General features: G+C 69.1%; 10 protein-coding genes and 1 pseudogene. 6 read left to right on the forward strand and 5 right to left on the reverse strand.

The features are described from left to right. Nucleotides 1–1,176 precede the first annotated feature (1,176 nt). The 3 genes from ACFVXC_RS22415 to ACFVXC_RS22425 all read left to right on the forward strand — a co-directional run bounded on the left by ACFVXC_RS22415 (nt 1,177) and on the right by ACFVXC_RS22425 (nt 4,646). The gene (locus tag ACFVXC_RS22415) at nt 1,177–3,072 is read left to right on the forward strand and encodes a glycoside hydrolase family 15 protein (RefSeq protein ID WP_389907707.1); all 1,896 of its coding nucleotides are present in this window, start codon (nt 1,177–1,179) and stop codon (nt 3,070–3,072) included. A gap of 306 nt (nt 3,073–3,378) precedes the next feature. After that, a complete protein-coding gene (locus ACFVXC_RS22420) occupies nt 3,379–4,071 on the forward strand; it encodes a helix-turn-helix transcriptional regulator (protein ID WP_389907709.1) in 693 nt (230 codons plus the stop codon). A 32-nt stretch (nt 4,072–4,103) separates the two neighbouring features. Continuing rightward, a complete protein-coding gene (locus tag ACFVXC_RS22425) occupies nt 4,104–4,646 on the forward strand; it encodes a DUF3291 domain-containing protein (RefSeq protein ID WP_389907711.1) in 543 nt (180 codons plus the stop codon). A gap of 381 nt (nt 4,647–5,027) precedes the next feature. On the opposite strand, the gene ACFVXC_RS22430 is transcribed toward ACFVXC_RS22425, so the two are convergent. The 3 genes from ACFVXC_RS22430 to ACFVXC_RS22440 all read right to left on the reverse strand — a co-directional run bounded on the left by ACFVXC_RS22430 (nt 5,028) and on the right by ACFVXC_RS22440 (nt 9,724). Continuing rightward, a complete protein-coding gene (locus tag ACFVXC_RS22430) occupies nt 5,028–6,242 on the reverse strand; it encodes a low temperature requirement protein A (RefSeq protein ID WP_389908063.1) in 1,215 nt (404 codons plus the stop codon). Between the two features lie 334 nt (nt 6,243–6,576). Next, nucleotides 6,577–7,863 (reverse strand): MFS transporter, encoded by a 1,287-nt coding sequence (locus tag ACFVXC_RS22435; RefSeq protein ID WP_389908065.1) that lies wholly within the window; start codon nt 7,861–7,863, stop codon nt 6,577–6,579. 370 nt (nt 7,864–8,233) lie between these two features. Next, a complete protein-coding gene (locus ACFVXC_RS22440) occupies nt 8,234–9,724 on the reverse strand; it encodes an FG-GAP-like repeat-containing protein (RefSeq protein ID WP_389907713.1) in 1,491 nt (496 codons plus the stop codon). A gap of 399 nt (nt 9,725–10,123) precedes the next feature. Between ACFVXC_RS22440 and ACFVXC_RS22445 the strand changes: the two are divergent. Next, nucleotides 10,124–10,441: pseudogene (locus ACFVXC_RS22445) on the forward strand (transposase); the annotation flags it as partial. Nucleotides 10,442–10,582: 141 nt separating this feature from the next. Here ACFVXC_RS22445 and ACFVXC_RS22450 read toward each other — a convergent pair. After that, entirely contained in the window at nt 10,583–10,930 is a 348-nt protein-coding gene (locus ACFVXC_RS22450; protein ID WP_389907715.1) for a VOC family protein, read from the reverse strand. 406 nt (nt 10,931–11,336) lie between these two features. Between ACFVXC_RS22450 and ACFVXC_RS22455 the strand changes: the two genes are divergently transcribed. Then, a complete protein-coding gene (locus ACFVXC_RS22455; RefSeq protein WP_389907717.1) occupies nt 11,337–12,290 on the forward strand; it encodes a threonine/serine dehydratase in 954 nt (317 codons plus the stop codon). A gap of 25 nt (nt 12,291–12,315) precedes the next feature. On the opposite strand, the gene ACFVXC_RS22460 is transcribed toward ACFVXC_RS22455, so the two are convergent. Next, complete coding sequence (locus tag ACFVXC_RS22460; protein ID WP_389907719.1) at nt 12,316–13,293, reverse strand: LacI family DNA-binding transcriptional regulator; 978 nt, start codon at nt 13,291–13,293, stop codon at nt 12,316–12,318. A gap of 216 nt (nt 13,294–13,509) precedes the next feature. Here ACFVXC_RS22460 and ACFVXC_RS22465 point away from each other — a divergent pair, with 216 nt between their 5' ends. Continuing rightward, nucleotides 13,510–14,874 (forward strand): NCS2 family permease, encoded by a 1,365-nt coding sequence (locus tag ACFVXC_RS22465; RefSeq protein WP_389907721.1) that lies wholly within the window; start codon nt 13,510–13,512, stop codon nt 14,872–14,874.

Consider the following 14,874-nt stretch of genomic DNA (forward strand, 5'->3'; position numbering starts at 1 on the left):
CATTGATCAAAAACCCCAAATTTCTTAGTGCGCAACGGAAGTGCGCCCAGCGGTTCGCAGTTGTTCCCAGCGGTGCCGTGGCGGGAAGCGTGACCCAATTCACTGAAGGGAATGCGGCCCCATGGTGCACCAGACGGCTTCATTCGGCATCAATGGCGCGCAAAACGGACAATAGCCCCCGCGTGACTCTGGCGGCGTGAAGGGCTGATTCACTGAGAAAGCCGGACATAAGGGAAGATGTATTGCGTATTAAAACGGTCAAATCGTTGCGTGATTGCATCGATGCTCACACGGCTATGCCCGGCCCGTACTCGGCAGACCTGCCACGGCGGCACGGGTGCCGACAGGGGGCTTGTGGTGGCGGTTCACCGCCCTCGCTTTCGCGAAACAGGCACTCCCTCGGGTCCGCAACCACAACCAGCAGAACCTGGCGGGAAACGGTGCTCTTGGGCCAGGTCCTGCTGTGTGTGCCCCCTGACGGCGACGCCATAGGGCTCCGGCCGGAATCCGCCGCTGCCTTGCCCCGCACTCGGCAGGTGTACCCGGCCCGGAGTCGGCGGGGCCGCGGCAGAGAGTGGTCACTGCGCCGAATGGTCCTGACCCGTCGGCTCAGCGGCTTCGGAGGGGTCAGAGGCTTCGGAAGGGGTGGAACCGGCCGATGTTCCGCGCCAACGGCTAACTCCATCTCCGTCCCCGGGCCGCTGCGATCTCTCGGGGACAGGGGCTTCTCTGTTCCTGTATCCGTGCGGAGGTACGGTGTCGGCGGAGCCGGTGCTGTCGACGCCCGTAGGATCAACCCTCGGTGGCTTTCCGTCATTTCACTTCCCCCTCCCCGCAGGGCGAGGCCGGCTGTTCGGTCCGGTCCGCCCCTCTGGATGTGACGGCATATCAATTCTCTTTCGAGTGCCGTGCATCGTGAATTCACCCCGGAACTGAGAATTCCTTTCGGCTGACAGCCAGGCGAGCCGAGAGGGCGCCCTGGAGGCAATTTCCGCAACTCCCGCCCGGGGGAGGGAAATCCCGGGATCCGACCCGGCAGGAGCGGCCCGCACCTCTTCTCTGAGTATTCTTCGAGGCTCGGGCCGAAGATCGTGACGCGCCCGGCGGAGTCCGGGGTCCGGGGAGTACGGAGCTGTAGTGTGGTCGCCGGTTTCGATGCGGGCGGAAGGCACAGGCATGGACGACCAGGACGCAGCAGGCCGCGCATATCTGCCCATCGCCGAGCACGGCCTGATCGGGGACCTGCGCGGTGCGGCACTGGTGGGGACCGACGGGCGCATCGACTGGTTCTGCGCGCCGAGGTTCGATTCCCCCAGCATCTTCGGGGCGATCCTGGACGCGGAGAGTGGCGGGGTCTGGGAGCTGACGCCGCTGTGTGCAACCGCGTCCCGTCAGCAGTTCTACGTTCCTGACAGCGCGATCCTCGTCACGCGTTTCCTCACCGAGGAGGGCATGGTGGAGGTGCAGGACTTCATGCCGGTTCTGCGCCCCCACGACGAGCGGCACCGCCAGCGGCTGGTGCGGCGCGTGGTGGCCGTGCGCGGTGCCATGCGCATGCGCACCCGGATCGCTCCGCGCCTGGACTACGGACGGGCCCGCCACCGGATGCTGACCGGCGAGGGCGAGGTCAAGTTCATCTCCGGGTCACTGACGCTGGTGCTGCGCAGCGATGTGCCCCTGTCGGCCAAGGACGGCGAGGCCCACGGTGAGTTCGAGCTCGGCGAAGGCGGCCAGGCCCTGTTCGTCCTGGACGTCGGAGCCGGGCCCGACGCCGACGCCGACGCCGACGCCGACGCGGCGCAGGGGAAGTGCGCCGCCCCGCCGGATCGGGATGAGGTCGACGAACTGTTCGACGGCACGGTCGCCTTCTGGCGCGGCTGGCTGAAGCGGTCGACGTATCAAGGGCGATGGCGCGAGATGGTGCACCGCTCCGCCCTCACCCTCAAGCTCCTGACCCACGAGCCCACTGGCGCGATCATCGCGGCACCCACGCTGGGGCTGCCGGAGCGCATCGGCGGTGAACGCAACTGGGACTACCGCTACGTCTGGATCCGTGACGCCGCCTTCTCGCTCTACGCGCTGCAGCGCCTGGGTTTCACCGACGAGGCCGAGGCGTTTGTCGCATGGCTGACGCGCTGTCTGGCCAGGACCGGCGCCGACGAGGCGGCGGGCCCGCTGCGCGCGATGTACACCATCGACGGTGACGCGGAGCTGCCGGAACGCGAACTCGCACACCTTGAGGGGTACTGCGGCTCGGCGCCGGTGCGCGTCGGCAATGCTGCCGCACGCCAATTGCAGCTGGATGTCTACGGCGAACTGGTCGACTCCATCTACCTGTTCAACAAGTACGGGACGGGCATCTCCTACACGGCTTGGCAGGACCTGACCCAGATCATCGAGTGGCTCCTGGAGAACTGGGACAGCGAGGACGAATCGATCTGGGAGACCCGCGCCGGCCGTCAGCGTCATACCTATTCGCGACTCATGTCATGGGTGGCTGTCGAGCGCATGGTGCGTATGGCACGCCAGCGTGGCCTTCCCGCCGACCTCCCCCGGTGGATCGCTGCCCGAGACGCCATGTACCGCCAGATCATGGAGCAGGGATGGAACGCGGAACGCGGCAGCTTTGTGCAGCGTCTCAGTGACCAGGACGGGCCGTCCTGCGACGTGCTGGACGCGTCACTGTTGATCATGCCCATGGTCAAGTTTGTCGCACCGCGTGATCCGCTCTTCCTCTCCACCATGGACGCCATCCAGGAGGCCCTGGTCGTGGACTCACTGGTGTTCCGCTACGACCCGGCCGAGGCTCCCGACGGCTTGGACGGCACGGAGGGGACGTTCTCGATCTGTTCCTTCTGGTGGGCGGAGGCCCTGACCCGCAGCGGCCGGATCGAGGAGGCGCGGCTGGCCTTGTTGAAGACGTTCACTTTCGCCAATCACGTCGGCTTGTACGCCGAGCAGATCGGCACCACCGGCGAGCAACTGGGCAACTTTCCGCAGGCCTTCACCCATCTGGCGCTGATCAGCGCGGCGGTCAACCTGGACCGTTCCATGGACGCCGCCGGCGCGTGAACGGCGCTGGGCGGCTCCCGGACCGCGGAATTCCCGCGCCGGTCCGCTCTTCACGCGGTGCGCCGCCGACCCGAAACGCGACACTGCCCGGAGCCGCTGCCGTGTCCATCTGGCCGAGTCCCTGCGGGAAGGGCGCCAAGAGCTGGTGGTCGGCGTGGCAACGACGCACTCGACCGTGCGGGACGTGGAGACGAGCGTCATCATCCACGCCTAGCCACTGGACCATGCGTCAGGATCGAAGGCTCGACCGGTGGCCGGTATGCCGCCCCTTCTATCTCCAACTTGTGTTGTTCCTAGAATGGCGAGGTGAAGGACATCGACGCGATCGCGGTGCTGCAGGATCCTGTGCGGCGCCGCCTGTACGAGTACGTGGCGGGGCAGGGCCGTGAGGTCGGCCGCAACGAGGCCGCCGAGGCGGCAGGGGTGGCGCGCACGCTCGCCGCGCACCATCTGGACAAGCTGACGGAGGCGGGCCTCCTCGAGAGCGGCAGCCGCCGCTTGACCGGCCGTTCGGGGCCGGGGGCGGGCCGCCCCGCCAAGGTGTACACGCGAGCGCGGGCCGAGCACTCGGTGTCGCTGCCCGCCCGCGACTACCGCACAGCCGCCGAACTGCTCGCCGAGGCCGCCGAACAGGTCGGCCTGGACGCCGCGCTCTGCGCGGCCGCGCGCCGCCGGGGCGAGACTCTGCGCGGCTCGGCGGCGCCCTGTGGCGGCCTCGACGAGGCGGTGGAGATGTTGTCCGCGCGCGGCTACGAACCGCATAGGGAAGTCGCCGAAGCGAAGGACGTGGAAGGTGCCGACGTGGCGCCTCGCGTGGTCCGTATGCGCAACTGCCCTTTCCACGCCGTCGCCGAGCGCTTCCCGCCGCTCGTCTGCGGGATGAATCTGGCGCTCCTGGAAGGGCTGCTCGGCGAGGGCGGTCCCGTCCGTGCCCGTATGGATGCCAGGCCGGGGGAGTGCTGTGTCGTACTCGAAGCTTCTAAAAACAATATTGATTGACATAGAAAAGCGGGCCGTGCTGGGATGAGGCCATGACCGCATCCGCGCATGCCGCGCACCTCGCCGAGCTCAACATCGCCACGCTCCGCCACCCGTTGGACGACCCGCGCATCGCGCCGTTCGTCGAGATGCTCGACCCGGTCAACGCCGCAGCCGACGACGCGCCCGGCTTCGTCTGGCGGCTCGTGGAGGAGGGATCGCCCGATGCCACCGGTCTGCGTCCGGCGGGCGAGAACGTCATCGTCAATCTGTCGGTGTGGGAGACCCCGGAGGCGCTGTGGGACTTCACCTACCGCAGCGGGCACTTGGAGGTGATGCGGCAGCGCCGTGAGTGGTTCGAGCGACACGTCGAGGCGCACTTGGTGCTCTGGTGGGTCCCCGCAGGTCACCTCCCGACGGTCGGCGAGGCCTTGGGCCGGCTGGCGGACCTGCAGGCGAACGGACCGTCGCCGCGCGCGTTCACCTTTGCCTCGTCCTTCGCCGCGGCCGAGGCCGCCGAGCATCTTGAGGTCGCGGCGCCGACGCGGCCCGCGCCGGCCGGAGCGACGCTGACACCGGCGGGGGACGCGAACTGACACATGGTTGCCCGCGCGTCGGCGGCCTGCTGGCCCTGGTGAGAGGGCGGCGCGTTCAAGCGCCATCGCGGCCCCACCCGGCACCGGTGCCCTCGATGTTCCGGGCAAATGGTGTGCCTGGTCCACGACTTCGCGGCACCACGACGCCGGGACATCAAGGCGTGGACGGCCGTTGCCGCGCTCCCCGACGCGGAATCGCGCTACGAAGGCCGGGAGCACTGCGGCTGCACAAGGGACGCCAGGTTGCGCCCCCGGACCTGAGCGACTCCGAGCACGCGGTATCTCAGCCGCACGAACGGGCACCCCATGAGTCGAGATGCTGCGCCGCCCTGATTGGCAGACACCGGCCTGACAAGCGGTAGGTGACTCCCGTCAGCCCTCTCACGCGCCGAGTTCCTCCAGAATCTGTTCCTGGTGGCGGTGGCCGATCGTCTCGTAGCCGATCACGGTGACGAACGGCGCGAGCATGACGACGAGCAGGCACACCGCGATGGCGACGCCGGCCGCGGCCAGGAGGACTGCCGCGATGAGGACGGCCAGCGTGAGAGAGATCAGAAGCAGGTGGAATCGGTCCGCCGTGGACAGCAGCAGCGTGTGCAGCAGATAGACCATCAGCAGATAGAGGCCGACCGGGAGGGCCAGGGAGAGGACCACAGCCACGTCGCTGAGCTCGGAGTGGTGCTCCAGGTGGAGGCCGGCCACGTGCAGTCCCGCTCCGGCGCTGGCGATACCGATGAACAGGGGGATGTGCCCATAGCCGAAGAGGTATCCGCGGCTGCGGCGGTGGACGAGGACGTCGCCGAAGGGAGTGGCGAAGTAGACCCACCACATGCCGAAGGTCAGTCCGACGCCGGCGACCACGACGGCGATCGCGTTGCCGCTCCAGTGCGTGCCGTCCGCGCCGCCCAGCAGGTCACCCGAGGAGGCGACGGTCCCGACGACGCCCTCGCCGAGCACGATGATGGCAAACAGGCCGTAGCGCTCGGCGACGTGGTGGGGGTGCCAGGGGGTGCCGTCCGCAGTGCCCTGGGTAAGCATCGGAAGCGCCAGTTCCAGCGCCCCGAGGACGACGAACGCGATGAACACGGCGGCCAGTGGGAGATGAGTGAAGGCGACCGTGATCCAGGCGAGCTGCACGATCACGGTCCAGCGGATGTTGGCCATGCCGACGTTGTGGAAGGCGGGGGAGTCGCGGGCGGCACGCCACCACTGAAGCACCAAGGCGACGCGCATCACCACGTATCCGAGCACCATGACCCGCAGTTCGAGGTGTCCGCCCTCTTCGACGGAGTGGAACATCGCGGGCAGGCCGAGGGAGAAGACGACGACGCCGATCATCTGGACCATCGTCAGGGCCCGGTAGAGCCAGTCATCGGTGCCGAAGGCGGAGGCGAACCAGCTGAAGCTGATCCAGGCGACGCTGATCGCGAACATCGCGAGGACGAACGCGGTGACCGCCTGCCCTGCGTGCCCTTCGGCGATCATCTCGGCGAAGCGGGATGAGGCGGTGCCGACGGCGACCACGAAGGTGAGGTCGAACAGGAGCTCCAGCGGCGTGGAGACCCGCCCGTGCTCCTCCGGGTCACGCCCGATCATCGGGACCAGCCGATGCGAGAGGGCGGCCTTGCCGGGGGTATCGGGTTTGTGAGCGTTGCTGGGGTGCTGGGGGTCACTCATGTCCAGCATCATTTCGCACGCCGTTCACTACAGCCTCGCGCCGCACGGCCCGGTTGAGCATGTCGATGAAGGAGAGCAACGACTGCCGGTGAGTTCCAGCAACGCCGCCGGGGTCGCGGGAGCGCCGACGGAACGGGCGGAATCGCGGTCACGATGCCGACCGTTCCGTGTTGTCAATCGTCGCGGTGGCTGGACAGCTCCCGGCGATGGTCCCGCAGGCGGCGGACAGCCAAGGCACGAGTGGCCCGCGTCTCTACCTCCGTTTCGCCTTCGAACCCTGTGGCGGTGAGCCCTCTGTCCTGTCGTGGGGAGAGCCGGTGCTGTCCATCCTTCTCCAAATCGGGAAGATCACCGGGCACAGTGTGGCGAGCAGATACACACCGCCAACCGTGAGCAGCGTGGAGGGCCGTCCGGCCGAATCCACGAGGAAGCCCGCAGCCGCTCCGCCCAGCGGAGTGACCAGTTGGACCGAGGCCGTTGTCGCGCTCAGCACGCGGCTGCGCAGTTCCTCCGGCACCGCCTCGTACGTCACTGTGGCCATGATGGGGTTGAGCACACCGCAGGCGAGGCCCTCGAACGCCATGGTCACGGCCAGCGGCGTGAAGCTGTTGGTGGAGGCGGCCACCACGAAGCGCGGCAGGCCCACGATGAGGAACGCGACCGTGAACACGGGCCACCGCCGAAAACGGCTGCCCACGGCCCCGTAGACGAGCGCCCCTGCGAGTGCGCAGACTCCGAACGCCGCGTTCAGGAGACCGAGGTCGATGGAACCGCCAAGCTCCTCACGGGCATGCACGGGGAGGAGCACGGCACTCCATCCCTGGTCGAGGCCCCTGGTGACCAGCGTCATCAGGCACAGGCCCAGCAGCAACGGCGTGGCCGCCACGAAGCGATGGCCTTCCGCGAGTTCACGACGGTAGGCACGCAACGACGTCGGTTCGACCCGCCGCTGAGCCTGTGCCTGAGGCAGGCCGCGCACCCCGAACGCGAACAGTGGCGCGGCCACGGCGAAGGTCACGGCATCCACCAACAGGACGTTCGCGGCTCCGAGTACGGCGATCAGCGCACCTCCGACAGCCGATCCGGTCAGCGCCGCGCAGCGTGCCGCGCCGTCGTACAATCCGGCAGCCCTGGTCAGCGGCATTCCGGCGTGTTCGGCGAGCGTGGGCAACAGCACGCCGCGGGCCGTTTCACCCGGCGAACGGCACAGCCCTGTCACCGCCATCAGCACGCACAGCATCCAGAACCGCAGGATGCCGGTGAACTGCAGCAGCGGGATCGCCGCAACCGCGATCCCGCAGGCGAGATCCGAGGCGACACTCACCCGCCGTCGCCCGATCCGGTCGATGACCGGACCACCGACGAGCGCAGCGAGCACCACAGGCAGCAGCGTGCAGAACGCGACCACCCCCACCTTGGCGGCGCTGCCCGTGCTCTGCAGCACGAACCACGGCACGCCCATGTACGTGAGGCAATTCCCAGTGATCGAAACGAGGTTGGCGGCAAGAGCCGTTGTCAGGGGACGGCGATCACCCGTCATGAAGTCTTCGGGCACTACGGTGGTCTCCCATGAGGGGAAGCGCCCACCGCGAACCAAGCAATTCAGCCGGTGGGCGAGGCGAAGTGGTCAGCGTCTGGCGCGCATGGCGAGGCGCACCGCGATGCGGTGTCCACGAGCAGCGCCTCCAACACTTCGCCGGGATGACCACCCGGCACCTCCCCGCATTGTCACCTCGGCCACCGGCCCTCCGCAACGACGATCCGTTCGCAACGGGCGGCCCGTGCGGAGAGTCGTACGAGATGCGCGGATGAAGGCAGAACCTGCCGACGACATGAATCCGGGGCGACGCCGGTCTTGAGCTCTGCGGCCAGGTAGCGGTTGACTGCCCGTCCTTGCTCCGGGTGTGGGCTCAGCGGCCGTTCAGCGGCTTTCCGTACTTGTGAGCCGTGGAGAGGTAGGGAAGGCCGAGCGAGCGGGGCGAGAAGGCCGCCGAGTGGGCGGCGGAGGCGCGGGGCAGGAGCCACACGGCGCCCAAGGAGGCGTTCTCGCCCGGGGATCCGACCGTGACATCGGGGACGCCGTCGGCGTTGTAGTCGTCCGCGGCGACCGCCGCACCGAATGTGTCGTCCACCTCGGCGGCCCCTGGTGTGCCGGGCGTGTCCTGGTTCCATGCGGTGGACGCGGCCGCGCCGGTTGCGTCGAGCAGGCCCCGCGCCCCGCCGTGGAGCACCCAGGCGGCGCCTGCCCCCGTCCTGTTTCCGATGGCCTCACCGGGCGCGCCCGCGATCAGGTCGTCGCGGCCGTCGCGGTTGACGTCGGTGACGGCGAGCGCGGCACCGAAGCGGTCGCCGTCCTCGGCCACTCCCGGGACGCCCGCCGTGTCCTGGTTGAGGGTCTGGGTGCGGCCGCCGAAGGAACCGTCCACGGAACTTCCGTAGTGGACGTGGATGCCGCCCCCTTTCGCGATCTTCTCGGGGCCGCACGGGTCGTCGATGTTCTCGTCGGCGATCTCACGGCACTCGCCGAGCGCCAGGTCGTCGTGGCCGTCGCCGTCGAAGTCGCCTGCTGCCAGGGCGCTCACGCCGGCGTTGTCCGTGTTCCAGAAGTCGGCCATCTCGGACCGGGCGGCGTCCCACCTGAACAGGCGCACATGGGACTGTGTGTGGGGGTTGCCCGCGGTCCAGTACGCCACCGCCAGGTCCGCCGTGTTGTCGCTGTCGAAATCGCCGGTGGCAAGGACGGGGGCGCGGCCTCCCATGGGGGCGGCGACGATAGTGGTGATCATGCTGTCTTCGCCCTGGATGACACGGGCGACGACTTTGTCCGTGCCGCCGATCACGATGACCTTGTTGCTGCCGCTGCCGCTGCCGCTGCCGCCGCCGGTCAGGTCGGCTGCCGCGACCGATCTGCCGTACGCGGCCGACGGCGAGGGCCCGGTGAGGACCGATGATCCCGGCCCCGGCCCGTCCTTCGAACCGCCTACGGCGATGACCATGCCCGCGTCCGTACCGCGGTCGGTGACGTCCTCGCCAGGGACACCGGCGAGCAGTTCGGCGATGCCGTCGCCGTTGAGGTCGGTCAGGGCCACGGACGCGCCGAAGCGATCGCCTGCCTCCGGGGATCCGGGTACCTCGGCGGTGGCCTGGGTGACGCGGATGCTTCCGTGGGAGCCGACGCCCTTCGGGCCGCCCCAGACGACGTTCACGTAACCGGCCTTGGCCTGGCCCGCGACGGTGCCGTCAGGGACGCCGACGGCGAGGTCCGCGTAGCCGTCGCCGTTGAAGTCGCTCAGGGCGGGGCGGGGCGGGGCAGCGGTGGCGCCGGACGGGAACACGAACCCGGCGGTGGCCGCGGCGGCTACCGCAACGGCGTACGTCAGGATGCGGCGGCTGTGCGGCATGAGGGCTCCCACTCGGTCGACGGGATGCGCGCTATCTGGTGTGACTGCCGAAAGGCGGAGCTGGTTGTACGCGGTTGCGCCGCCGGTGAAGTCGAACGGAACGTTGATGTTCGGGAGGAGGCCAGGCGGCAGTAGACAGGCCGCCAGAGGGCCGAGTGCCGGCGGGGCGGGCGATAAGGCTGCTGCCGGGGGCCTTGACCATACTCATGGGAGCCCCACACAGCCGTCTAAGCCTGCTCGCCTGCCGCTAGTCGTCCTAGCTTGTTCTTTAACTTCCGGCGTCGAATGGTCCGTCGAACTTGATCACCCGGTTCGGTAACTGCCGTACACGGAGGCGGCCTTCGGCTGAAAATGTGCTCCGACCAAGGAACACACACATTCAGCACGAAGACCGTGAGGATGAGTCTGCTGCATCACGACGCCCGGCGAGAGTCGTTGGCGCAACTGTCATGCTTCCGGGGCGAGTTCTACGCTAGCCTGACCGCTCGTTCGGACGCTCTGTTCGAGCTGACTGATGCTGTTCTGTGCGGTGACGGTCCGGTGCGGTCACTGGCCGAGCTCTCGCTGGTGGGTGAACACCGCCGCGGCCATGGAGGGCTCTATGCCGCGGTGGCCCGTGGCCGACCACATCCGCAACCGCAAGAAGCACGGCTCCCGTGGCGGTCGGCCGCCGGCGTTCGACAAGATCGACTACCGCGAGCGGCACGCGGTCGAGTGCGGCATCAACCGACTCAAGAGGCACCGGGCGGTGGCCACCCGCTATGAGAAACTCGCCGTCCGCTACGAAGCGACTGTCCTCGTCGCGGCCATCAACGAGTGGCTGTGACCAGTACCTTCACCCACACCGCGGGAAGATCGTCAGCGGTGGCCCAGCACGTTGACCACCTGGCCGTTGGGGTCACGGACAAAGAACCGGCGCACTCCCCACTCCTCGTCCTGCAAGGGGTGCACGATCTCCGCACCGCTCTCCCGCATGACCGCATAGGCCGCGTCCACATCGTCCACCTCGACACTCATGTCGGGCGTGACCGGCGCGGTCTTGTCGCTGGACATGAAGCTGACCTGCGCCGCCGGGCTGGACGGGGAAGCCAGCGTCATGATCCAGCCGTGATTCATGACCTCCTCGAAGCCGAGCAGGCCGTAGAACTCCCGGCTCTCCTGCGCAGCCTCCGACTGGACAGTGGGTACGACACGACGAACGGTCATCGACAACTCCAAGTGAGAACAGACGTGCCTTGAGGCTCCCCAGGAGTACTACGCCGCACCAGCCGCCGCACGCACTTTCGATACACGTCGTAGCCGTCCTAGTCGCCCCGGCCACTTCGCCCCGGCCACTTCGGCACCGCGCTGCAAGGCGGCGGATATTGCCTCCGCCACTTCAACCGGGGCCGGACAGGCGGATGCGGCCCGCATTGCCGCGGCATGCCTGAGGGCCACAGCGCAGGGCGCCCCGCCTCCGCGCGGGGCGACGGCCCCGGACACTCTGCCGCGCTGAGTTGTGCTGAGATGATCCGAACGACTGCCTGTGCCCGGGATCAGCCACGTATTGTGCAGACGGATACGGCGTGTTGTGCAGACGGATACGGCGTGCGAGACATCCTGGAGGGGCGCCATGGTCGGTGTTGAGGACGTGGAGAGCGCGGCGGCGCGGATCGCCGGGCATGTGGTGCGCACTCCCACACTGCCCAGCCCGGGGCTGACCGCGTTGCTCGGGGTACCGGTCACGGTCAAGCTCGAGTTGTTGCAGCGCACTGGTTCGTTCAAGGCGAGGGGAGCCGTCGCCAAGCTGCTGGCGATGACCGATGAGCAGCGCGCGGCCGGGGTGGTGGCGGTGTCCGGCGGCAACCATGGTGTCGCCGTGGCGGAGATGTCGGCCGCGCTGGGTGTGCACGCCACGGTGGTGATGCCGCGCACCGCACCGGCACGCTCGGTGGGGGCTGCCCGGGCCGCCGGAGCCGACGTACGGCTGACGGCGACCATGGCCGACGCCTTCGCGACCATGGACCGGCTTGAGGCGGAAGGGCTCACCCTGCTGCACCCGTTCGCCGACCCGGTGGTCATCGCGGGGCAGGGCACGGTGGGACTCGAACTCGCCGCAGACGCCGGTGAATTGACGGACGTCCTGGTCTCCATCGGCGGCGGTGGTCTGATCGCCGGTGTGGCGGCGGCGCTGCGGGCACGTCGGCCGGACGTGCGCGTGTGGGGCGTGGAGACCACCGGAGCCGATGCGATGACCCGGGCGCTGGCCTGCGGTGGGCCGGTTCACGTGGATGTGGATTCACGCATCAGCACGCTGAGTGCGCCCACGGTGTCCCCGCTGACGTACACCATGGTGCGTGACCTGGTCGACGAGGTACTGGTCGTGCCCGAGGCGGAGGCCTACGCGGGCGTGCTCGAGCTGGCCGAGCACGCCAGGGTATGGGCGGAGCCGGCGGCGGGCTGCCTCCTGCCGGCCGCCCGCCGTGTCCTTGCCAAAACCGGCGAGGCGACCAGGCTCGGCCTGGTGATCTGCGGCGGCAACGCATCGGTGGAGGACGTGACCGCTTACGCGGGAACGAGCCTCTGAGCCGGGCCGGATCAGTCAAAGGCGGCTACAGGCCGCGCGGCGGAGCCGTCGACGCACGCAGTACGGGAGCGGCCGGCAGGCGCGAGGTGACCGTGCGCCGGTGGCCGTCGAGCAGCTCGTGCAGGCGGGTGACGGCAAGTGCCCCGGCTTCTCGGAGCGGCACGTCGAGCGCGGTCACCGGAGGCGTGGTGGCGCTGAGCGTACTGAGGTCGTCGGCTGCGGCCAGGCTCACGTCATCGGGTACATGCCGTCCGGCCACGCCGAGGCCGTGCAGCAGTCCGAGTGCCAGATAGCTGTTGTAGGCGAGGACGGCCGTGGCGTCGGCGGGCAGCGCGCGTGAGGCCTCGATTCCGGCGTCGAACGTGGGCGGCAGGGGCCCCAGGACGCGGACACGGGCGCCGGCCGCCGACGCCTGTGCGGTGAGCGCGGTACGTCGCTGTTGGTCTGCCCAGGAGTCCGCGGGACCGGAGACGTAGGCGATGTCGCGGTGGCCCTGTGCCAGCAGGTGGTCAAGGAGTTCGGTCAGGCCCGTGGCGGTGTCGGCCACCACGGCGGGCAATCGGCCCACCTGGCGGTCGACGAGCACCAGCGGGCGCCGGCGGAACCGCTCCCGCAGTGCGGCGTCCGTGCCGACCGGCGTCACCATGATCAGGCCGTCGGCCTGCTCGGAGAGCCGGTCGGCGAGGGCGGCCTCACGCTGCGGTTGATACTCCGAGACCGCGATCAGCAGATGGCTCTCGGTCTCCTCCGCCGCCTGCTGTGCGCCCATCACCAGCGGCGCGAAGAACGGGTTCGAGAGGGTCGGCACGATCAGGCCGATCAGGCCCGTACGTCCCGTGGTCAGCGCGCGAGCGGCGGCGTTGGGTTGGAAACCGAGCCGGTCGGCCGCGTCCCGAACGCGAAGCCGCGTGCTCTCGGCGACCAGTTCGGGGCGTTGCAGTGCCCGCGAAGCGGTGGCCTTGGACACCCCCGCCGCACGCGCCACGTCCAAGAGCGTCGCCAATGCCGTCCCCTGCCTCATGGGCCCGGCAAGGATCGAAGATCCGCCCGAGGTCCGTGTTCACTTTCGCCTGCCGTCGTGCCATGATACCCGCAACCGGTCTTTGCAACCGGTTTCAGAGACCGGTTGCAGAGACCGGGCCAAGCCGGGTTCCCTGCGCGCCCGCACTCTGACCGCGCCGACAACCGCGTGCCCGCCCCTCACCCCGCCGAGGTCCCCATGCCCACCACCGCTCCGCCGCCCGGCGAGCAGACCGACGCCACCACCTCGCCGCCCGTCTCGCTCGTCGAGCGGCACTTCGGCGTCCGCGGTCGCGGCAGCAGCCACCGCACGGAAGTCGTGGCAGGCGCCTCGATGTTCATGGCCGCCGCCTACGCCGTCGTCGTGGTCCCCGGCCAGCTGGCCTCCGCCGGTGTGCCGCACGGCGCCGCGACGACCGCCGTCATCATCGCCATCGCCCTCGCGACGCTGGCCATGGGCCTGTTCGCCAACCTGCCGTTCGTCGTCGCCCCGGGACTCGGCGGCGTGGCCCTGATCGCGTTCACCATCGTCGGACAGGACCACGTCCCCTGGGACACGGCGCTGGGCATGGTGTTCTGGTCCGGCGTCGCCTTCCTGCTCCTCACCCTCTTCGGCATCCGCGACCTCGTCACGCGGCTCATGCCGATGAACCTCAAATACGCCATCAGTGGCGGCCTGGGCCTCTACATCGCCCTCATCGGATTCCGCGACGCCGACCTCGTCGTCGGCAACGCGGACAAGGCCGCGCTCGCGGTCGGCGACTTGTCCAAGCCCACCGCGCTGCTCGCCCTGGCGGGCCTGTTGCTGCTCACCGCCCTCGCCGCACGCAAGGTGCCGGGCGCCTTCCTCATCACCATCGCAGCGGTCACCCTCGTCGGCGTGCCGCTGGGCGTGACCGACGTCCCCGACAGCCTCTTCGCGGCCCCCGACTCACCCGGCCCCCTCCTCTTCCACATCGACATCCTCGGCGCCCTCAAGCCCGAGTACTTCCCCTACATCTTCGCGTTCTTCGTGTCCGAATTCTTCTCCATGACCGGAACCCTCCTTGCCGTCTCCGGGCGCGCCGGTCTCCTGGACAAGGACGGCAACATCCCCGGCTCCCGCCGCCCCTTCCTCGTCGACTCGGTCTCCGTGATGGGCGGTTCGGCCGTGGGCGCACCCTCGATGACCGCCTACCTGGAGTCGTCGGCCGCCGCCGACGCGGGCGGCAAGACCGGCCTTGCATCGGTATGGGCCGCGTGCGGCTTCGCCCTGCTGCTGCTCGTCACCCCGTTCGCCACCCTGATCCCCTCCGCCGCCACCGCACCCGTGCTGATGTTCATCGGCCTGAACATGCTCGGCGCGCTCAAGAACGTCGACTTCAAGGACCCCACGAACGCCATCCCGGCCGCCCTGACCGTCGCGACCACGCTGTTCTTCGGCAACTTCGGCACCGGCATCGCGACCGGCCTCGCGGCCCACGTCCTGGTGAAGACCGTCAGCGGCCGGATCCGTGAGGTGCCCTGGCCGCTGTGGATCGTCATGATCCCGTTGGGCTACTACTTCTACACACTCGTCCCCTGA

The organism is Streptomyces sp. NPDC058257, from assembly GCF_042881845.1.
In the GTDB taxonomy this organism is placed as follows: Bacteria; Actinomycetota; Actinomycetes; order Streptomycetales; family Streptomycetaceae; genus Streptomyces.